Below are 19,439 nucleotides of genomic sequence, written 5' to 3' on the forward strand. Positions count from 1 at the left end.
GCACCGGGTGATCCGGTGCGGCGGCCCGCTCAGCGGCCCCTTTCGCCGTGCGAGGTCAGGTACGGGTCCAGCGCTGGTTGCCGCCGCCCGAGCAGGAGTAGAGCTGGATCAGGGTGCCGTTGGCCGTGCCGTTGCCGGCGGCGTCGAGGCAGAGGCCGGACTGGACGCCGACGATGGATCCGTCGGAGTTGAGGCGCCACTTCTGGTTGTCGCCACCCCAGCAGCTGTAGATCTGGACCTTGGTGCCGTTGGCGGTGCCGCCGGCGTCCAGGCACTTGTCGCCGTAGACCCTGAGCTCACCCGCGGCGGTGTACGCCCACCGCTGGTTGGTGCGGTTGTTGCAGTCCCACAGGGTGACCTGCGTGCCGTCGGTGGTGCTGGAGCCGGGCACGTCAAGGCAGCGGCCCGAAGCGACGCCCTTGATCTGTCCGGAACCGGGCGAGGGGGTCGGAGTGGGGGTGGGGGAGACGGCGTTGAGCGCGTTGAGGACGGAGGTGTAGGCGGGCTTCTTGCTCCCGTCGCCGTTGAACAGCAGCGGCGTGTGCTCCGCTCGCCAGGAGTCGGTGTCGCGCACACCCCACACCGTGATGCCGAGGCAGCGCGGAACAGCCAGACAGTCGTTGGTCACGTTGGCGTAGGTCGTGCCCGAGGCGCCCTGGATGTCGAGCTCGGTGACCGCCACGTCGACGCCGAGGGCGGCGAAACTCTGCAGGGTGGTGCGGAAGTTGCTGTTGTACGGGCTGTCGTTGTTGAAGTGCGACTGGAAGCCGACGCAGTCGATGGGCACGCCGCGCTGCTTGAAGTCCCGGACCATGGCGTACATGGCCTGGGTCTTGGCCCAGGTCCAGTTCTCGACGTTGTAGTCGTTGTAGCAGAGCTTGGCGGCCGGGTCGGCGGCGCGCGCGGTACGGAACGCGACCTCGATCCAGTCGTTGCCGGAGCGCTGCAGGTTGGAGTCGCGCCGCGCTCCCGAAGTGCCGTCAGCGAAGGCCTCGTTCACGACGTCCCACTGGGCGATCTTGCCCTTGTAGTGGCTCATCACGCCGTTGATGTGGTTGTTCATCGCCTGGCGCAGCGCGCTGCCGCTGAGGTTCTGCATCCAGCCGGGCTGCTGGGAGTGCCAGGCCAGCGTGTGGCCGCGTACCTGCTTGCCGTTCTGCACCGCCCAGTTGTAAACGCGGTCGCCGGCGGTGAAGTTGAACTGGCCCTGCTGCGGTTCGGTGGCGTCGATCTTCATCTCGTTCTCGGCCGTCACCGAGTTGAACTCACGGGCCGCGATCGTCGTGTACGTCGAGTCGCCCAGCCGGCCCGAGGCGATGGCGGTTCCGAAGTAGCGGCCGCTCTGTGCCGCCGCGGCGCCGAGCGTGCTCTCGGCGGCGTGCGAGGCCGGAGGTGCCACCAGCACCGCGGCCGCACCGAGGACGCCGACGATCAGCGCCGAACACAGTCCGCCGATCTTCCGGCGGACGGTGGAGGGGGGAATGGCGTGTGAGCCCATGAATGAGCCTCCAGGACGGAATTCAGGGATGGGGGGAGTGCGGCGGAGTGGATCCGCGTCAGCGGCACCTGGCGCCGAGAAGAATGAGGGCGATGCCGTCTCGCGACTCAGTGTGAAAACATGGCGGGGGCATGTCAACAGTTTCGAATGTGTTTCGGGAATCCCCCGCTCAGGGGCTGCCTTGTGGCAGCTCGAAGCCGCACGAGGAGTCACCGAAATTCTTTCGACGGTGAGCGCGGAAATACGTCCGGGCGGCAATGCCGGAACCAAAAAAGGGGTGCCGGATGTGAATGGCGGATCCCGAACGGAGAGCCCGTCGTCTACGCGTACACCATTCGGCTCGCATCTCCGGGACGACGTCGAATTACGTCGTCCCGGAGGGACGGAGCGGTGCGTGGGGTGCGTTCACCCCGGCGGCACGGGGTCGCCCGACGACGCGGTCAGGGAACGGCGACGATCTCGACCGGCACGGACAGCACCCGGTCGGCCCCCGGGTGACGTACGGGACCGGTCAGGGTGAAGGAGCCCAGGAGCGGAAGATCGCCGCTGGACCGGCCGACCGCCACACCGATCTCCCCCGGCTCCACCCTTCTCCGCAGATCGATCCCGGTGAAGGAGGTCCGGTCGGCATGGACGGAGAAGGTGATCCGGGCGGCCGCTCCCGGCCGCAGCTCGACCCTGCCGAATCCGGCCAGCCACCGCTCCGGCCGTACGACGGACGCCTCGGGGTCCGAGAGATACAGCTGGACCACCTCGGTCCCGGCCACCTCGCCGACGTTGCGTACGGTGACCGCGACCGAGACGGCGCCGTCCGTCGCGGCGACGGGATCCACCGAGAGCTCCGAGCAGGTGAAGCGGGTCCAGCTCAGTCCGTGTCCGAAGGGGAAGAGCGGAGTCGGGTCCACCGAGCTCCAGTCGGTGTGCCCGCCGAGCCGGGAGCGCAGGTAGGTGCCGGGCTGGCCGCCGACCTGGCGGGGGATGGAGACGGGCAGCCGCCCGGTCGGTTCCGCGGCCCCGCTGATGATCCGGGCGAGCGCCGTCCCGCCCTCCTCGCCGGGGAAGAAGGCCTGCACCACCGCCGACGCGCGTTCGGTCAGCGTGCCGAGCGCGTACGGCCGTCCGGAGACGAGGACGAGGACGGTCGGCACCCCGGAGTCCAGGACGGCGGAGGCCAGTGCGGCCTGGTCGCCGGGCAGGTCGAGGGTCTCGGCGTCGCAGCCCTCTCCGGAGGTGCCCCGCCCGAACATGCCGGCCCGGTCCCCGAGCACCAGCACGTTCACGTCCGGGTCGTCCGCGGTGACCGTGAACCCGGCGGCGGTGAGCGCCTCGCCGATCGTCGGGATCTCAAGCCCGAGGTCGCCGGGGAGCGCGACGTGGTTCGGGAAGGAGTAGCAGCCGAGGAAGGACTGCGGGTCGTCGGCGTACGGCCCGCTGATCGAGACCCGGCACGGCCGCAGCGGAAGGATGCCGTCGTTGGTGAGCAGCACGGTGGACCGCTCGGCCAGGCGCCTGGCCAGTGCCCGGTTCTCCGGCGGGTCGAGTTCGACGGGCTCGGGCTTGACGGGCTCCCAGTCGGGGTCGAGCAGACCGAGCTCGGCCTTCTGCAGCAGGACCCGTTCCGCGGCCCGGTCGACGAGATCCTCCGGTACGGTTCCCGCCCGTACGAGCGCGGTCAGCGGCTCGCCGTAACAGCGGGCCGTGGGCAGTTCGACGTCGATTCCGGCGGTCAGCGCCAGCGCGCCGGCCCCGCCGCGCGATCCGGTGACGCCGTGCCGGGTCTCCAGGAAGGAGACGGCGTAGTAGTCGGCGACGACGACACCGGTGAAACCGAGCTCACCTCTGAGCAGGTCGGTCAGCAGCCGCGGGTCGGCGGCCACGGGGACGCCGTCCACGTCGGTGTAGCTGTTCATCACCGACCGGGCGCCCCCCTCGCGCAGGGCCCGGACGAACGGCTCGACCAGTACGTCGGCGAACTCGCGCGGCCCCGAGGCCACGGGGGCCATGTTCCGGCCGCCGCGCGAGGCCGAGTACCCCGCGAAGTGCTTCAGCGTCGCCACGATCCCGGCGCCTTCCAAGCCCTGCACATAGGCGGTGCCGATCGCTCCGACGAGATAGGGATCCTCGCCGATACACTCCTCGGTCCTGCCCCACCGGTAGTCGCGGACCACGTCGAGCACCGGAGCCAGCCCTTGGTGCACGCCGACCCGCCGCATCCCCGCGCCGATGGCGGCGGCCATCTCCCGGACGAGCCCGGGATCGAAGGACGCACCCCAGGCGAGCGGCCCGGGGAAGACCGTCGCCCCGAACGTCATGAAACCGGTCAGGCACTCCTCGTGGGCGACCGCCGGGATCCCGAACCGGCCGGATCCGGTCACCTGCCGCTGGAGCGAGGCGAGCCGCTCCATACCGGCTTCCGCGGTGATCGGCGCGGTGCCGTACACCCGGGTGAGCTGGCCGAGCCCGTGGACGACGATGTCGTCGAGGCCGGGTGCGGACTCCCCGGAATCGTCCTCCATCGGCGCGACGGGCGCTCCCGGATTCGAGGGCAGCGCCCAGAAGCCGGCGAGTTGCCCCGCCTTCTCCTCCAGCGTCATCCGTCCCAGGAGATCGGCGACTCGTACGGCCGCGGGCAGGAGGGGGTCACGCCAGGGCTCGGTCAAGGGGTTCTCCTAGTGGCGAGGCGGGGCGGTGGAGACACGGACCTTGAGCTCGGTCGAGAGCTCCATCCGGGGGCTGACCAGGGGCTGGTCCTCCAGAAGCTGGAACAGTGTGCGGGCGGCGAGCCGGCCCATCTCCTCCAGCGGCTGACGCACCGTCGTCAGCGGAGGTGACAGCCATTCGCACATCGGCAGGTCGTCGAAGCCGACCACGCTGAGGTCCCGCGGGATGCTCAACCCGGCCTGCCGGGCGGCTTCGTAGACGCCCATGGCCTGCTGGTCGCTGCCGGCGAAGATGGCGGTCGGCGGTTCGGGGAGGGCGAGCAGTTCGCGGGCGCGCTGGAACCCGCCCTCGTGCTGGAAGTCGCCGAACCGGATCAGGTCGCGGTCCACCTCGATCCCGGCCCGCTCGAGCGCGGCCCGGTACCCGTCGATGCGGGCCTGGCTGCAGAGCATCTCCTTGCGCCCGCCGATCGCGGCGATCCGGCGGTGCCCCAACTCCAGCAGGTGCTCGGTGGCGGCGAGGCCACCCGCCCAGTTGGTCGCGCCGATGCTCGGCACGCCGTTGCCCGGCAGGTCGATCGGGTCGATGACGACCAGCGCCACCCCGGCCCGTTCGACCTGGGCGCGCTGGGCCTGGGTGACCGAGGCGGTGACGAGGATGACGCCGTCGCTGTGGTGCAGGACCGGCAGCGCGGCCCAGCTCGACGGCGTGGCCTCGCCCGGCGGGACGAGCGACACGACGGTACCGACGCTCCGCTGAGCACACTCGGCCTCGACGCCGCGCAGGATCTCCACCGCCCATGCGCTGTCCAGACCGCCGATGATCAAGTCGACCAGGCCCGATCTGCGGGCCCTGCTCTGCCGCCCGGGCTGGAGGTAGTTGTGGGATCGCAGCAAGGTCTCGATCCGTTCGCGTGTCGACGGTGCGACATCGGAGCGGCCGTTGATCACCTTGGACACGGTGGCCTGTGAGACCCCCGCCTCCGCGGCGATGACGGCCAGGGTCGGACGCTGCTCGCTCAACTTCTCTCCTCTGCGCGGCGCCTGGGCCGGCGACATGTACCGCAAACTTTTCGAAGAGTTTCCGGTCGTCATGACCTACCTGTCAAGCGCAAGTACCGCTGTTTTTAGGTAAATCGGTGAGAGGCCTTGACCGGGAAGCCTCGCGTTCCTAGTTTGTGGCCTCACGGAATTCGAGAGTATTACGAAAAGTTTTCGGGCTCGAATCGAGCATTCCCACCCCGGAGGTCCCATGGCCAGCATCCCCCCGAGCCGACGGCGCTTCCTGGCGCTCTCGGGTCTGACCGCACTGTCCGTCTCACTGACCGCGGCCTGCGGCGGTGACGGCTCCGGCGGCGGGCCCGCGGCCGACGGCAAGGTGACCTTCGCGTGGTGGAACATCGCCACGACGGAACCGGGCAAGTCCCTCTTCCCGCAGATCGCCACGGCGTTCATGGCCGCTCACCCGAACATCAGGATCGAGACGACCTCGTTGGAGAACGAGGCGTTCAAGTCCAAGCTGACCGCCACCACCTCGTCCGGCAAGCTCCCCGACGTCTTCCAGACCTGGGGCGGCGGCGTGCTGCAGCAGCAGGTCGACGCGGGTCTCGTCGAGGACCTCACCGACGCGTTCGGCTGGTCGTCCGACCTCACCCCGGTGTCGCTGCAGGCCTATCAGGTCGAGAGTCGGACCTACGCGGTTCCCTACGACATCGGCATGGTCGGCTTCTGGTACAACAAGAAGCTCTTCGCCAAGGCCGGGGTCACCGCGCCGCCGGCCACCTGGGCCGAGTTCCTCGACGTCGTCAGAAAGCTCAAGACGGCGGGCGTCACCCCGATCGCCCTCGCGGGCAAGGAGAAGTGGCCGGGCCACTACTACTGGGCCTACCTCGCGATGCGCGTCGCGGGCCTTCCCGCGCTGCAACAGGCCGCGGCGAGCAAGGACTTCACCGGCGCCGGCTTCGTCCAGGCCGGCACCCACCTCAAGGAACTGGTCGACCTCCAGCCGTTCCAGGAGGCCTTCCTCGGCGCCGGCTACGCCACCCCGGGCGGCCAGGCCGCGACCATGGGCAACGGCAAGGCCGCCATGGAGCTGATGGGGCAGTGGGGACCGTCGGTGCAGAAGGACGCGGGCGCCGACCTCGGAGCGGACCTGGGCTTCTTCCCCTTCCCGACGGTCGACGGCGGAGTCGGCACGGCCACCGAGGTGTTCGGAGGTGGCGGCGGCTTCGCGCTGCGCAAGGGCGCCCCCAAGGAGGCGCTGGACTTCCTGAAGTTCCTCGTCCTGGAGAACGAGTCCAAGCTGCTCGCCTCCAACGGCTACCTGCCGGTGGTCAAGGGCGCGGAGGGCCAGCTCACCGACGCCAACAAGAAGGTGGTGGCCGAAAGCCTGGCCAAGGCGACGGGCTTCCAGCTCTTCCTCGACCAGGCCTACCCGCCGGCGGTCGGCCAGGAGATCAACGACAGCGTCGCCGACCTCATCGCGGGCAAGAAGGCGCCCGAGCAGGTCACCCGGTCGATCACCGAGGCTGCGAAGAGTGCCTGACTCCGTGGCCACGCCGACCAAGGACCCGGCCGGAGGCCCGGCGCAAGATGCGGACGGGGGCCTGGCCAAGGACCCGGCCGGGGGCCCGACCCGAGGCCCGGCCGACGGGCGGACGGAGGACGCCGTGACGGTACGTCCGTCCGACCCGGCCCGGTCGCTCCTGCGCGGGCTGGGGAGCTGGGCGTCGATCGCCTGGTTCCTCGTCCCCGCTCTCGTCCTCTTCCTCGTCTTCGTCCTCGCCCCGATCGTCGTCGCCGTCCGCACCAGCTTCTTCAAGTGGGGCGGGATCGGCCCCATGGTCGACTTCGTCGGCTTCGAGAACTACACCAGGCTCTTCGCCGACGAGGTCTTCCTCGGCGACATGGGGCGCGGGCTGTACCTGATCGTTCTGTCGATCGGGGTGCAGCTGCCGTTCGCCCTGTTCACCGCGGTCCTGCTCAACCAGAAGCTGCGCGGCCGGGCCGTCTACCGCATGTTGTTCTTCGCGCCGTACATCCTGTCCGAGGTCGTCACGGCGGTCCTCTTCACCATGATCTTCCTGCCGGGCGACGGCATCGCCGACCATCTCGCCGGAGCCCTCGGCCTGGAGGGGTTGCGGGGCACGTGGCTCGCCGACCCCTCGACGGTCATGCCGACCCTGTTCGTGGTCATGACCTGGAAGTACTTCGGCTTCCACATGATGCTCTTCCTCGCCGGGCTGCAGAGCATCCCGCGCGAGATCCTCGACGCCGCCTCCATCGACGGTGCCGGCGCCTGGCAGCGCTTCCGCTACGTGACGCTGCCGCTGCTCGGCCCGACGATCCGGATCAGCGTCTTCCTCTCGGTCATCGGAGCCATCCAGCTCTTCGACCTCGTCTGGGTCATGACCGCGGGCGGTCCCAACCACTCCTCCGAGACGATGGCGATCTCGATGTTCCAGTTCGGGTTCAAGCGCTACCAGGTCGGCTACGCCAGCGCGATCAGCGTGGTGCTGTTCATGATCAGTCTGGTCTTCTCCCTCTTCTACCAGCGTTACGTGCTCCGCCGTGACCTGAGCGGGGCCGTCACTACGGGAGGTGGCCGATGAACGCCCGCAGGGCGGCACGCGGCCTGTCATTGCACGCCGTGATCTGGCTGATCGGCGCGTTCGTCGTCGTGCCGCTGATCTACGCGGTGATCTCCGGGTTCAAGAGCACCGGCGAGCTGACGACCAATCCGTTCGGGCTGCCGGAGCACTGGAAGACCGCCAACTACACCGGCATCCTCGGCGACGGAATGTTCTGGCGGCAGATCGCCAACAGCGCCGGCATCGCGATCGGCACGACACTCTGCACGGTGGCGGCCTCCGCCATGGCGGCGTTCGCGCTGGCCCGCTACGCCTTCAAGGGCCGGGAGCTGTTCTACATGCTCTTCACGATCGGGCTGATGTTCCCGTTCGCGGTGGCCGTCCTGCCGCTGTTCCTGCTCCTGCGTACCTTCGACCTGCTCGACAACCCGCTCGGAGTGATCCTCCCGCAGGCCGCCTTCGGCCTGCCCATGACGATCATCATTCTGCGCGGCTTCTTCCGGACCGTCCCGGCGGAAGTGGAGGAGGCGGCCATCATGGACGGCTGCGGCAAGTTCCGCTTCTTCTGGAAGATCCTGCTGCCGATGGCGCGGCCGGCGCTCGGCACGGTCTCGGTGCTGGCGATCGTCGCGAGCTGGAACAACTTCTTCCTGCCGCTGCTGGTGTTCAACGACCCGAAATGGCAGACGATCCCGGTCGGCGTCCAGCAGTTCCAGGGCCAGTACTCGACCGACTACGCGCTCGTCCTCGCCTACATCGTGCTCGCCATGGTCCCCGCCCTCGCCTTCTACGCCGTCGCCGAGCGCCAGCTGATCGGCGGCCTCACCGCGGGCGCCACCAAGGGCTGACCCGTCGCGTATGACCTCCACCCCCGAGGAGACCTCGTGAAACGACTGACCGCACTGACGGCCGTCCTGTTGTTAGCGCTCACATCGCAGGCCGCGGCCGATCCCGCCCCACCCGCCGCCGACCCCGCGCCACCCTCCGGCGCCCGGCCTGCCATCGACTTCCACGCCGCACTCCAGCCCATCGACGGCTTCGGCTTCTCGATGGCCTTCCAGCGAGCCGACCTGTTGCACGGCGCGCGCGGCCTCAGCCCGGCCAAGCAGCGCGAGGTGCTCGACCTGCTGCTCAGCAAGGAGAAGGGCGCGGGCCTCTCCATCCTGCGCCTGGGCATCGGGTCGTCGACCGACAGGGTCTACGACCACATGCCGACGATCCTGCCGGCCGATCCCGGCGGCCCTGACGCCACGCCGACGTACGTCTGGGACGGCTGGGACGGCGGCCAGGTCCGGCTCGCCAAGGAGGCCAAAGCCTACGGCGTCAAGCGGTTCTTCGCCGACGCCTGGAGCGCCCCGGCGTTCATGAAGACCAACGGAAGCGAGAACGACGGCGGCGAGCTGCGGCCCGAATGGCGTCAGGCCTACGCGAACTACCTCGTCCAGTACGCCACGTTCTACCGGCAGGAGGGCATCGGGATCACCGATCTGGGGTTCACCAACGAACCCGACTGGACCGCTACCTACGCCTCGATGCGGTTCACCCCGCAGCAGGCCGTCGACTTCCTCAAGGTGCTCGGGCCGACCGTCCGCGCGTCCGGCCTGAAGACCGGGATCGTCTGCTGCGACGCCGCCGGCTGGGACCGGCAGGTCGCCTACACCGAGGCTGTCGAGGCGGACCCCGAGGCCGACAAGGCCGTACGGACCATCACCGGCCATCGCTACAGCGGTCCCACCGACGTCCCGCAGCCGACCGACAAGCGCGTGTGGATGTCGGAATGGTCGCCGGACGGCTCCACCTGGAACGAGAACTGGGACGACGGCAGCGGCTACGACGGTCTCACCGTCGCCGCCGACATCCAGAACACCCTGACCGTCGGCAACGCCAACGCCTACGTCTACTGGACCGGCGCGTCCCTCGGCGCGACCCGGGGGCTCATCCAGCTCGCCGACCCCGGTGACGGCTACCGGGTGTCCAAGCGGTACTGGGCGCTGGCCGCCTTCAGCCGGTTCATCCGCCCCGACGCCGTCCGCGTACCGGTCTCGAACGCCGACCCGGCACTGAAGATCACGGCCTTCCGCAACACCGACGGCAGCCGCGTGATCGAGATCCTCAACACCGCGACGACCGAGAAGTCCGCCGCGTTCTCTCTCCGCGGCGGGCACGACCGGCACCCCGAGGGTTACGTCACCGACGAGACCCGCTCGATCACGCCGGCCGACATCGTCTCCCCGCACGGCACGACCCTCACGACGAAGCTCGCCCCCCGCGCGCTCACCACGATCGTCCTCGACTGAACCGCCAAGCACCGGAGGAGTACGCCTTCATGCCCATGCCCATGCCCATGCCCATGCCCATGCCCATGCCCGTGTCCCGGCATCTCACCGCCCTCGCCGCCGCCGTCTGCCTCGCGGCCGGCCTCGCCGCCGCGCCCGCGGCCGCCGAACCCCGTCCCGCGACGCTCGGCGAACTGGCCAAGAAGCACCACAAGTACTTCGGCTCCGCCACCGACAACCCCGAGTTCACCGATGCCGCCTATCTGGAGCTCCTCGGCAGCGAGTTCGGGCAGACCACCCCCGGCAACGCCATGAAGTGGTACGCCACCGAGCCCCAGCGCGGCGTCTTCGACTTCACCGCCGCGGACCAGGTGATGGCCTTCGCCAAGGCCCACCACCAGAAGGTCCGCGGCCACACCCTCGTCTGGCACAGCCAGCTCCCCGCCTGGCTCACCGAGGGCACCTGGACCGCCGACGAACTGCGCGCCGTCCTCAAGAACCACATCCAGACCGTGGCCCGGCACTACAAGGGCCAGGTCATCCACTGGGACGTCGTCAACGAGGCCTTCAACGAGGACGGCACCTACCGCGAGTCGCTCTTCTACAAGACGCTCGGCCCCGGCTACATCGCCGACGCCCTGCGCTGGGCCCACGAGGCGGACCCGCACGCCAAGCTCTACCTCAACGACTACAACGTCGACGGGATCGGCCCCAAGAGCGATGCGTACTACACCCTGATCAAGCAGCTGAAGGCCGACGGCGTCCCGGTGGAGGGCTTCGGCATCCAGGGCCATCTGGCACTCCAGTACGGCTTCCCCGCCGACGTCCAGCAGAACATGCGGCGCTTCGCCGACCTCGGGGTGGAGGTGGCGGTCACCGAACTCGACATCCGGATGAACCTCCCCGCGACCCCGGAAAAGCTCGCCACCCAGGCCACCTGGTATGCCGACTACGTCAAGGCCTGTCTGGCGGTCGAGAAGTGCGTCGGCATCACCATCTGGGACTACACGGACAAGTACTCGTGGATCCCCTCCGTCTTCCCCGGTGAGGGCGCGGCACTGCCCTACGACGAGAACCTGCTGCCCAAGCCCGCCTACCACTCGATCAAGGAGGTGCTCGGCGGATGATCAGAACGGCGATCGTCGGTACGGGCGGGATCGCGGGCATCTGCCACGTTCCCGCCCTCCGGGCCCAGGCACACCGGGCCGTGATCGTGGCCGCCGTCGACGTGGACGCCGCGCGCGCCGAGGCGTTCGCGGCCGAACACGGCATTCCCGCGGTCTACACCGACCTGCGCACGATGCTCCAGGAGCAGCGGCCGGACCTCGTGCACCTGTGTACGCCCCCGTTCCTCCACGCCGAACAGGCCGTGGCCTGCCTGGAGGCGGGAGCGTGGGTGTGGTGCGAGAAGCCGGTGGCGCTGTCGCTCGCCGAGCTCGACCGGATCCACGCCGCCGAGGGGCCCGCCGTCGCGGGCGCGGTGTTCCAGCACAGGTACGGCACGGGGGCCCGGTATCTGCGCGACCGCATCGCGGCCGGGACACTGGGCCGGCCGCTGGTCGCGCAGTGCGTCACGGCGTGGTACCGCGACGACACCTACTACGACGTGCCCTGGCGCGGCACCTGGGAGAGCGAGGGCGGGGGCCCGACGCTCGGCCACGGCATCCACCAGATGGACCTGATGCTGGCAGTCCTCGGCGAATGGGCCGAGGTGCGCGCGATGGCCGGCCGCCTGGAGCGCGACGTCCGGACCGAGGACGTGTCGACGGCCCTGGTCCGGTTCGAGAGCGGAGCCCTCGCGACGGTCGTCAACAGCGTCCTCTCCCCGCGAGAGGAGAGCTACCTGCGGTTCGACCTCACCGAGGCCACGGTCGAACTGCGCCATCTGTACGGCTACTCCAACGCGGACTGGACGTTCACCGCCGGCTCGCCCGACGTGAAGTGGGGCCCGCCGGACGACCTGCCCAGCTCGCACACCGCCCAGCTCGCGGACTTCCTGGACGGCTACGAGGCGGGGATCCGCCCCGACCTCGGCAGATCCACGATGGAACTGGTGACCGCCCTGTACAAGGCCGCGATCACCGGCCTGCCGGTCCGGCGGGGCGAGATCGACGCGGCCGACCCGTTCTACGACTCGCTCAACGGAGGGCTCCCGGAGGTGTTCCGATGACCAAGGAACCGATCGAGAACTCCGAACTCCGCGAGAACTCCGAACCGATCGAGAACTCCGAACCGATCGAGAACTCCGAACCGATCGAGAACTCCGAACCGCGCGAGAGCTCCGGACCGATCGAGAACTTCGAACTCCGTGAGAACAAGGACTCGTTGACCGTCCGAACGCGCGGCGTCGACCTCTTCCGGTACGTGCACCGGCCCGTCATGGACGCCTTCGAGGCACCGAAGCCGTACCTGCATCCGGTGCGCACCCTCGCCGGCGACGTCGTCACCGGCTACCGGCCGCACGACCATCGCTGGCACAAGGGCCTCCAGATCACGGCGTCGTGGGTGTCGGGGCAGAACTTCTGGGGCGGTGGCACCTACCTGCGCGGCCAGGGCTATGTGGACCTGCCGAACCTCGGCACGATGCGCAGCCTCGCCGTATCCGCCGAAACGGGCCACGGCCGGGCCGTCGTCACCGAGGACCTGGCCTGGCACACGATGGCGGGGGAGCACTGGATCGACGAGCGCCGCACGCTGACCGCTCGTGACGTCGAGGCCGACTCCTGGACCCTGGAGGTCACCACCGCGCTGACCAACGTCCACGACACCGAGCTGTCGTTCGGCAGCCCCGGCACGCAGGGCAGGGAGCTCGCCGGATACTCCGGGCTGTTCTGGCGGGGGCCGCGCGACTTCACCGGCGGCGACGTGATCGGCCCCGCGATGGGCGAGCCGGGCGACTGGCTGGCCTTCGTCGGCACGCACGACGAAATCGACCGCTCCTCCACGCTCCTGTTCCTGGACGACCCGGACACCCCCTGCCAATGGTTCGTCCGCAGTGAACCCATCCCCGCCGTCAACCCGTCCCTGGCGTTCGACAAGGAACTGCCGCTGGCCCCGGGCGACACCCTGTCGCGCCGCTACCGAATCGTCGTGGCCGACGGCGCGTGGACCTTCGGGCGCCTCTCCCGCCACCTCGCGGAACACCCGTGGTGAGCCCGCTCCCCGGCGGCGTGGGGGTCTCCGGGCTGACCGTGTACGACTGGGAGGCCGCCGACGGACTGTGCGGCGGCACCCCCCACATGCACCTCGTCTGCTCCGAGGCCTACGTCGTCATCGAGGGCGCGGGCAGCGTGCAGACGCTCACCACCTCGGGCTTCGCCGACACCCCCCTGCTTCCAGGCGATGTCGTCTGGTTCACTCCCGGCACGATCCACCGCCTCGTCAACGACGGCGGCCTGCGCCTCGTGGTGCTCATGCAGAACAGCGGACTCCCCGAGGCCGGCGACGCCGTCTTCACCTTCCCCGCCCATGTGCTGGCCGATACCCACGCCTACCGGAAGGCGGCCGCCCTCACCGGCGACCACTCCACGGCGGCGCGCCGCCGCCGCGACCTGGCACTGGAAGGATTCCTTGCCCTGCGCGAAGGCGGGCTGCGGGAGTTCCACACCGCGGCCCACCGCCTGAAGAGCGAGCTCCTGGACGCCTGGCGGATCCGCTGGCGTGACGGCCCCCTGGCCACGGCCGTCGAGACCGGCCGTCAGCTGGAACGGCTGAAGGCCGGAGACCTCTCCCACCTCGACCACGGCGCGGTGTCGCGACTCGCGCGCCCGGAGGGCCGGCTCTTCGGCATGTGCGGCCGCCTTCACACCTATCCCGTCCCCGATGACCCGACGTGGCCGCCGAGCGGCTCGCCGGACTCACCTCACCCCCACCCCCCGAAGGAGCTCTTCTGATGCGGCCCCGCCACCCGTCCCCGTACCACCCGAAACGCCTGCTCGCCGTCCTCGCGCCCCTGCTGCTCCTGGCCACCTTCTTCGGCGCCCAGCCCGCCGGCGCGGCGACGACCATCGACACCAACGCCTCGTACGTGCTGGTCAACCGCAACAGCGGCAAGGCCCTGGACGTCTACAACCTGGCGACCGGCGACGGCGCCCGCATCACCCAGTGGACCAGGAACGACCAGAACCAGCAGCAGTGGCAGTTCGTCGACTCCGGCGGCGGCTACTACCGCATCAAGTCCCGCCACTCCGGGAAGGTGCTGGACGTCCAGGGCGGGTCCACCGCCAACGGTGCCGCGATCGTCCAGTGGGCCGACGCGAACGGCACCAACCAGCAGTGGCGGGTGGTCGAGAGCTCGGACGGTCACGTGAGGTTCGTCGCGCGCCACAGCAGCAAGGCGCTCGAAGTGCAGGGCGCCTCCACCGCCGACAACGCGAACATCGTCCAGTACGACGACTGGGGCGGCAGCAACCAGCAGTGGCAGCTCGTCAAGGTCGGCACCGGCACCCCCGGCCAGTGCGCTCTTCCGTCGACGTACCGCTGGTCGTCGACGGGCGCGCTCGCGCAGCCCAAGGCGGGCTGGGCCTCGCTGAAGGACTTCACCGTCGCCCCGTACAACGGCAAGCACCTCGTCTACGCGACGACGCACGGCGCCGCGGGAACGGGAGCGGGCTGGGGTTCGATGAACTTCAACCTCTTCGGCAACTGGTCGGAGATGGCCTCGGCCGGCCAGAACACCATGGCGAACTCCGTCGTCGCGCCGACGCTCTTCTACTTCGCGCCGAAGAACATCTGGGTGCTCGCCTACCAGTGGGGAGGCGGGAGCGCCTTCTCCTACCGGACGTCGAGCGACCCCACCAACCCCAACGGCTGGTCGGCACAGCAGGTGCTCTTCTCCGGAAGCATCACCGGCTCCACGACCGGCCCCATCGACCAGACGCTCATCGCCGACGGCACGAACATGTACCTGTTCTTCGCCGGTGACAACGGCAAGATCTACCGGGCGAGCATGCCGATCGGGAACTTCCCGAGCAGCTTCGGCTCGACGTACACGACGATCATGAGCGACACGACGAACAACCTGTTCGAGGCCCCGCAGGTCTACAAGCTTCAGGGCCAGGACCGGTACCTCATGATCGTCGAGGCGAGCGGCTCACAGGGCCGGTACTTCCGCTCGTTCACGGCCACCAGCCTGAACGGCTCGTGGACGCCCCAGGCCGCGACCGAGAGCAACCCCTTCGCCGGCAAGGCGAACAGCGGCGCCACCTGGACCAACGACATCAGCCACGGCGAACTGATCCGCGCCGGCGCCGATCAGACCTTCACCGTCGATCCCTGCAACCTGCAGTTCCTCTACCAGGGACGCGACCCCAACTCCGGTGGTGATTACGGCCAGTGGTCCTACCGGCCGGGCCTCCTGACACTGCAGCGCTGACGGCGCGCCACGGGTCCGGCTCCGAAACGCTCATCGCTCAGCCGTAGGGGCGCTCCGCTCCGCCAGGCCCGGGCAGCCGCCACCGCGGCCGTCCGGGCCGTCGTCAGTCGGTCCGGTCGGTGTGCAGCCAGGCCTCGATGGGAGTCTTCACGGCCGCTCCCGGTCGCGGCGCCGCCCCCGCGGCAGCGCGACGGGGGCGGAGCCCGGCGCCACCACCGTGGTCAGGGAGCCGATCCCTTCCACGGTGAGGGTGACGGTGTCACCCGGCTTGAGGGGCGGAGGGAGCCGCTCACCGCGCCGTCCCCACCATTCCGCCAGGCAGCCGCCAATGCCGCAGGTGCCCGACCCGAGGACGCCGCCGGCGACGATACGCGTGGCGCGTGAGGCGTAGGCGGCCATCTCCTCGAAGGTCCAGCTCATGTTGGACAGCAGGTCGCTGCCGACTCTCTCGCCGTTGACCTCGGCGGTCAGCGCGAGGCGCAGAAGGCCGTCGCCGTCCCGGTAGGGCTCCAGTTCGTCGGCCGTCACCAGGTAGGGGCCCAGCGTGGTGGCGGTGTCCTTGCCCTTGCACGGGACGAGCCCGACCCGCATCTCGGCGGACTGCAAATCCTGCGCGGACCAGTTGTTGAAGATCGTGTAGCCGATGATGTGGTGCCGCGCCGCGGCCGGGGTGAGGTCACGGCCCTCCCGGCCGACGACGGCTCCCACCTCCAGCTCGAAGTCGAGCAGATGTGACCCGGGGGGGCATGGAGGATGTGAGGAGGAGGCGGACACGAGGCCGGGTCGCTCCGGACCGAGAGGAAAAGGGCGAGCGCCGGCCTCGTGAGCCGGGGCCGGGACGTGGCGGCAGGGGGGCAGGGCGGTACGCCGCCACCACGCCCCGGGGATCAGGCGAGCCGAAGGCCCTGGACCGGCGGGGCGACGAAGCAGCCGCGGTCGGGGGTCGTTGAAGGACTCCTTCGCGGCGAGCTCGTTCATCGGGTTCGCCGTGCCCCACTGGTCGGTGACCTCGGGCCGGGAGAAGCCGTAGACATGGGGGTGCCAGGTGTTCTCGGCGAGCTCCTCCAGCTCCGTCGTGTACTCGACGGTGTTGCCGTGCGGGTCGAGGAAGTAGGTGAAGTGTTGTCGTCGGCCATGTGCCGGCCCGGGCCCCAGATCTTCGTGAACCCGGCCCGGGTCACCCGGCCCGGCCTCTACACCCTCGCCACCGCCCGCGACGCCCGCACGATCACGGCCCAGCGAACGATCACCATCACCTGACGAGTAGCGAGTGACGAGTGACGGTGGCGGCGCGCCGGCAACCTGCGGCAGTACATGACGGTCCGGGTTCGTAGGGATCCGGTTTCGGCCGCTGTCACGTTTCTGCGGTGAAACGCTGCCTCCGGGCGGGTGAGCGCCGCGGGGATGCCCTGCGGTTCCGCTGGTCGGGGCGCTACAAACCGACCGTGATCAGGAACCTGTCGCGGAGCGTATCCACGCTCCTTCTCGCGCTCATGCCCCTCCTTCCCACCTCCGGCCCCGCGTTGGCAGCCGCCGGTCGGCTCCGGGCCGTCCAGCCCGACCCCGTCGTCTTCGTCCACGGCTGGAACTCCGACGGCTCCACCTGGCGGACCATGGCCGATCGCTTCCGGGCGGACGGCTGGCCGACGGGCCACCTCGACCGGTGGACCTACGACGCCACCCGGTCCAACGCCACCACCGCCGAACAGCTCGCCGAGGAGATCGAGCGCGTCCTGGACGCCACCGGCGCGGACCAGGTGGACGTCGTCACCCACTCGATGGGAGCGTTGTCCTCCCGTTACTACCTGAAGAACCTCGGCGGCACCTCCAAGGTCGACGCGTGGGTCTCCCTGGCGGGGCCCAACCACGGCACCGACGTGGCGCGTCTGTGCGGAGGCGCGCCGTGCGTCGAGATGCGGCCGGGATCCGACTTCCTGAACGTGCTCAACGCCGGCGACGAGACCCCCGGCTCCATCCGCTACGCCACCTGGCGCTCGCCGTGCGACATGGTCATCAGCCCCAGGGACAGCGTGGCTCTCTCCGGCGCGGCCAACAGCACGACGGCTTGCCTGGGCCACAGCGAGCTGCACACGGATCAGGCGGTCTACGAAGAGGTCAAGCAGCACATCAGCTAGGGCGTGTTTCGAAAGTCCCGTCTGCCGGGCGGCGTCTGGCACGCACGCTCGCCGCGTTGTCGGGATCATCCCGATACACCAGTATCGGGACGACCCTCCGCCTTGCGATCGCACGCACCAGACGCCGCCCGGCCTGCCCTTCGGGCAGACGACGCTACTTTCGAAACACGCCCTAGCCGACGACCCGCTCCGTAGGCCACCCGCCCTCGCGCCGCCCGGCGGACGTCGACCGCCGGGGTGCCGCTGAAACGATCAGCGGGACGCCCCGAGTACCGGAGCGAGGGCGGCCAGCAGGCGGGTGCCCAGATTCCGCCTCGCGCTCGCGGTGTCCGGGTGGGCCTCGTCGAAGCCCGTCCAGTCGACCTCGCGGACGGCGTTCTCGAACATCCTGAGGCTCAGCGGTTCGTCCGGGTGCCCCGGCCACTCGTCCGCCTCGCGCAGCACCGTCTCCAGGAGGGCGAGCGGCAGGGCGCAGTTCTCGGCGAGGAGAACCGCGTCGTACAGGTCCTTGGCCTGCGGATACATGTCGCAGCTCAGCCACATGAGCTTCCAGGCCAGGGACAGTTCCCGGTCCGCGGCGGCAAGGCGGACGCCCGCGACCTCGGTCGGGCGGGGCGGAGTCGGAAGGCGTTCCTGGAAGACGAAGTCGAGCTGGACCTGGCCGCCGGGCAGACCAGGCGCCGTCCAGGGCAGCACCAGACGGTGACCGGGCACCCGCTCGTACGTCCAGATGTGCTCGGAGACGGCGCCGGCTGCCGAGATCGACAGGTCCGCTCCGTTCCGCTCGGCAAGGCGCTCCGCCGCGTCGGCGATGCCGTCGAGCATCGCGCGGGTACGCGGCTCCTCGATGCGCCAGGAGTCGGGGACGACGACGAAGTCGATGTCCTTCGGGGCGCGGGCGGCCTCGGCGAACCAGGCGGACATCAGCATGCTGCCGCGCAGAACGAGGAAGTCGGCCCACGGCGAGCCGGCGACGGCCGCGAGTACGAGCTCCAGCGCCGCGCGCCTGGCCGCCTGCCAGCGGGCCCGCAGCTCTGGGTCCTCGACGACGCCGTCACCGGGCCGGAAGGCCTCGGCGAAGTGCTTGAGGGCCGGATCGAAGACCTGGTGCCGGACGGCCGCGTCGCCTATGCCGGCGGTCAGCGTACGGGGGAGTTCGTCCCCGCGGCGCGCATGGAGGTCGATACGGGGCTCCGCTCCGGTGCCGGGCCCGTCCGGGATCGGCGGTGTCCACTGCTTCTCGTTCATACGGCCTCCTCCAGCCAGCCCTCGTCCCATGACAGGTCGCTGTCGGAGAGGACGAACTCCCTCTCCTCGGAGACCAGTTCGTGCCCTGCGGCGACCAGTGCGGTGACGAGCACGCCGCAGGCGGATCCTGCCGCGTCCGCGGGTCCCGGGTGCCGCTGGGTCACGAAGCGCTCGTGCCGCCCGTCCGGGCCCGGCAGCGACCGGCGGGCGTTCCAGGAGACATGGGCGCCGTGCGGCATGACGAGGCCCTCCAGCGCGGCCCGGTCGTACCCGGCGGGCAGCGCCAGCTTGAGATGGTGCTCGTAGTAGCCCCCGCCGGGGCCCACGGGCTCCGTGCTCCACGGCACCGTCTCGACCTTGACCCGCACCGGCTCGAAACCGGCCTCCCGCAGCCCGGCCACGACTGCCGGATGACCGGTCCTGTCGGGCAGGGTGAGCATCGGCTGGACCGGTGTCCGACCTCGGGCGAGGACGATGGTGGTGACCTTCAGACCCCGGTCCGCCGCCCATATGTCGAGCCGGGCCCGTTCCCCCTCGGTCCGGCACCGGACGGTCACATGCGTCTCGTAGACCTCATCCACCTCGTCGACCTCGTACCCCTCGTACACCGCAGAGAGTCTGACAGACAGGATGCCGGGGCTCATCCGGATTTCCTGTC

15 protein-coding genes and 2 pseudogenes are annotated in these 19,439 nt (G+C 69.9%); 10 read left to right on the forward strand and 7 right to left on the reverse strand.

Annotated elements, in window-relative coordinates:
• Positions 1-55: 55 nt before the first annotated feature.
• From ACWFR1_RS33285 to ACWFR1_RS33295, 3 genes are all read right to left on the reverse strand, one after another.
• Positions 56-1,498: an endo-1,4-beta-xylanase gene (locus ACWFR1_RS33285; RefSeq protein ID WP_453557851.1), complete on the reverse strand. Its 1,443-nt coding sequence runs from the start codon at positions 1,496-1,498 to the stop codon at positions 56-58.
• Positions 1,499-1,938: 440 nt separating this feature from the next.
• Entirely contained in the window at positions 1,939-4,158 is a 2,220-nt protein-coding gene (locus ACWFR1_RS33290) for a beta-glucosidase (protein WP_453557853.1), read from the reverse strand.
• A 9-nt stretch (positions 4,159-4,167) separates the two neighbouring features.
• A complete protein-coding gene (locus ACWFR1_RS33295; protein WP_453557855.1) occupies positions 4,168-5,181 on the reverse strand; it encodes a LacI family DNA-binding transcriptional regulator in 1,014 nt (337 codons plus the stop codon).
• A 229-nt stretch (positions 5,182-5,410) separates the two neighbouring features.
• Between ACWFR1_RS33295 and ACWFR1_RS33300 the strand changes: the two genes are divergently transcribed.
• The 9 genes from ACWFR1_RS33300 (at position 5,411) to ACWFR1_RS33340 (ending at position 15,398) form a co-directional block, all read left to right on the forward strand.
• Positions 5,411-6,703 carry an extracellular solute-binding protein gene (locus ACWFR1_RS33300; RefSeq protein ID WP_453557857.1) on the forward strand — a complete coding sequence of 431 codons (1,293 nt, stop codon included), beginning with the start codon at positions 5,411-5,413 and terminating at the stop codon, positions 6,701-6,703.
• A gap of 160 nt (positions 6,704-6,863) precedes the next feature.
• Positions 6,864-7,769 carry a carbohydrate ABC transporter permease gene (locus ACWFR1_RS33305; RefSeq protein ID WP_453557901.1) on the forward strand — a complete coding sequence of 302 codons (906 nt, stop codon included), beginning with the start codon at positions 6,864-6,866 and terminating at the stop codon, positions 7,767-7,769.
• Entirely contained in the window at positions 7,766-8,596 is an 831-nt protein-coding gene (locus tag ACWFR1_RS33310; RefSeq protein WP_453557859.1) for a carbohydrate ABC transporter permease, read from the forward strand. The genes ACWFR1_RS33305 and ACWFR1_RS33310 overlap by 4 nt, the downstream gene beginning before the upstream one ends.
• Before the next feature lie 36 nt (positions 8,597-8,632).
• Positions 8,633-10,045 (forward strand): glycoside hydrolase family 30 protein, encoded by a 1,413-nt coding sequence (locus ACWFR1_RS33315; RefSeq protein WP_453557861.1) that lies wholly within the window; start codon positions 8,633-8,635, stop codon positions 10,043-10,045.
• A 35-nt stretch (positions 10,046-10,080) separates the two neighbouring features.
• On the forward strand, positions 10,081-11,151 hold the full coding sequence (locus tag ACWFR1_RS33320; RefSeq protein WP_453557903.1) for an endo-1,4-beta-xylanase: 1,071 nt from the start codon (positions 10,081-10,083) through the stop codon (positions 11,149-11,151).
• Positions 11,148-12,194: a Gfo/Idh/MocA family protein gene (locus tag ACWFR1_RS33325; RefSeq protein ID WP_453557863.1), complete on the forward strand. Its 1,047-nt coding sequence runs from the start codon at positions 11,148-11,150 to the stop codon at positions 12,192-12,194. The genes ACWFR1_RS33320 and ACWFR1_RS33325 overlap by 4 nt, the downstream gene beginning before the upstream one ends.
• Entirely contained in the window at positions 12,191-13,177 is a 987-nt protein-coding gene (locus tag ACWFR1_RS33330) for a DUF6807 domain-containing protein (protein WP_453557865.1), read from the forward strand. Before ACWFR1_RS33325 ends, ACWFR1_RS33330 begins: the two co-directional genes overlap by 4 nt.
• Positions 13,174-13,917: a cupin domain-containing protein gene (locus ACWFR1_RS33335; protein ID WP_453557905.1), complete on the forward strand. Its 744-nt coding sequence runs from the start codon at positions 13,174-13,176 to the stop codon at positions 13,915-13,917. The genes ACWFR1_RS33330 and ACWFR1_RS33335 overlap by 4 nt, the downstream gene beginning before the upstream one ends.
• Entirely contained in the window at positions 13,917-15,398 is a 1,482-nt protein-coding gene (locus ACWFR1_RS33340; RefSeq protein ID WP_453557866.1) for a non-reducing end alpha-L-arabinofuranosidase family hydrolase, read from the forward strand. The genes ACWFR1_RS33335 and ACWFR1_RS33340 overlap by 1 nt, the downstream gene beginning before the upstream one ends.
• A 147-nt stretch (positions 15,399-15,545) precedes the next feature.
• Here the strand turns inward: ACWFR1_RS33340 and ACWFR1_RS33345 are convergent.
• Positions 15,546-16,148 (reverse strand): annotated as a pseudogene (locus ACWFR1_RS33345) (fumarylacetoacetate hydrolase family protein); the annotation flags it as partial.
• Between the two features lie 137 nt (positions 16,149-16,285).
• Positions 16,286-16,585 (reverse strand): annotated as a pseudogene (locus ACWFR1_RS33350) (VOC family protein); the annotation flags it as partial.
• 306 nt (positions 16,586-16,891) lie between these two features.
• On the opposite strand from ACWFR1_RS33350, the gene ACWFR1_RS33355 reads away from it, so the two are divergent.
• Positions 16,892-17,533 (forward strand): esterase/lipase family protein, encoded by a 642-nt coding sequence (locus ACWFR1_RS33355; RefSeq protein ID WP_453557907.1) that lies wholly within the window; start codon positions 16,892-16,894, stop codon positions 17,531-17,533.
• Positions 17,534-17,785: 252 nt separating this feature from the next.
• On the opposite strand, the gene ACWFR1_RS33360 is transcribed toward ACWFR1_RS33355, so the two are convergent.
• A complete protein-coding gene (locus ACWFR1_RS33360) occupies positions 17,786-18,781 on the reverse strand; it encodes a nucleotidyl transferase AbiEii/AbiGii toxin family protein (RefSeq protein ID WP_453557868.1) in 996 nt (331 codons plus the stop codon).
• Positions 18,778-19,425 carry a hypothetical protein gene (locus ACWFR1_RS33365; protein WP_453557870.1) on the reverse strand — a complete coding sequence of 216 codons (648 nt, stop codon included), beginning with the start codon at positions 19,423-19,425 and terminating at the stop codon, positions 18,778-18,780. Before ACWFR1_RS33365 ends, ACWFR1_RS33360 begins: the two co-directional genes overlap by 4 nt.
• Positions 19,426-19,439 lie beyond the last annotated feature (14 nt).

Source organism: Streptomyces sp. NPDC055103, assembly GCF_053607625.1.

Bases quoted from the DNA above. Each gene is read 5' to 3' on its own strand.
- ACWFR1_RS33285 (WP_453557851.1), bottom strand. From the start codon at position 1,498: ATGGGCTCACACGCCATTCCCCCCTCCACCGTCCGCCGGAAGATCGGC.
- ACWFR1_RS33300 (WP_453557857.1), top strand. From the start codon at position 5,411: ATGGCCAGCATCCCCCCGAGCCGACGGCGCTTCCTGGCGCTCTCGGGT.
- ACWFR1_RS33310 (WP_453557859.1), top strand. From the start codon at position 7,766: ATGAACGCCCGCAGGGCGGCACGCGGCCTGTCATTGCACGCCGTGATC.
- ACWFR1_RS33320 (WP_453557903.1), top strand. From the start codon at position 10,081: ATGCCCATGCCCATGCCCATGCCCATGCCCATGCCCGTGTCCCGGCAT.
- ACWFR1_RS33325 (WP_453557863.1), top strand. From the start codon at position 11,148: ATGATCAGAACGGCGATCGTCGGTACGGGCGGGATCGCGGGCATCTGC.
- ACWFR1_RS33330 (WP_453557865.1), top strand. From the start codon at position 12,191: ATGACCAAGGAACCGATCGAGAACTCCGAACTCCGCGAGAACTCCGAA.
- ACWFR1_RS33340 (WP_453557866.1), top strand. From the start codon at position 13,917: ATGCGGCCCCGCCACCCGTCCCCGTACCACCCGAAACGCCTGCTCGCC.
- ACWFR1_RS33355 (WP_453557907.1), top strand. From the start codon at position 16,892: ATGCCCCTCCTTCCCACCTCCGGCCCCGCGTTGGCAGCCGCCGGTCGG.
- ACWFR1_RS33360 (WP_453557868.1), bottom strand. From the start codon at position 18,781: ATGAACGAGAAGCAGTGGACACCGCCGATCCCGGACGGGCCCGGCACC.
- ACWFR1_RS33365 (WP_453557870.1), bottom strand. From the start codon at position 19,425: ATGAGCCCCGGCATCCTGTCTGTCAGACTCTCTGCGGTGTACGAGGGG.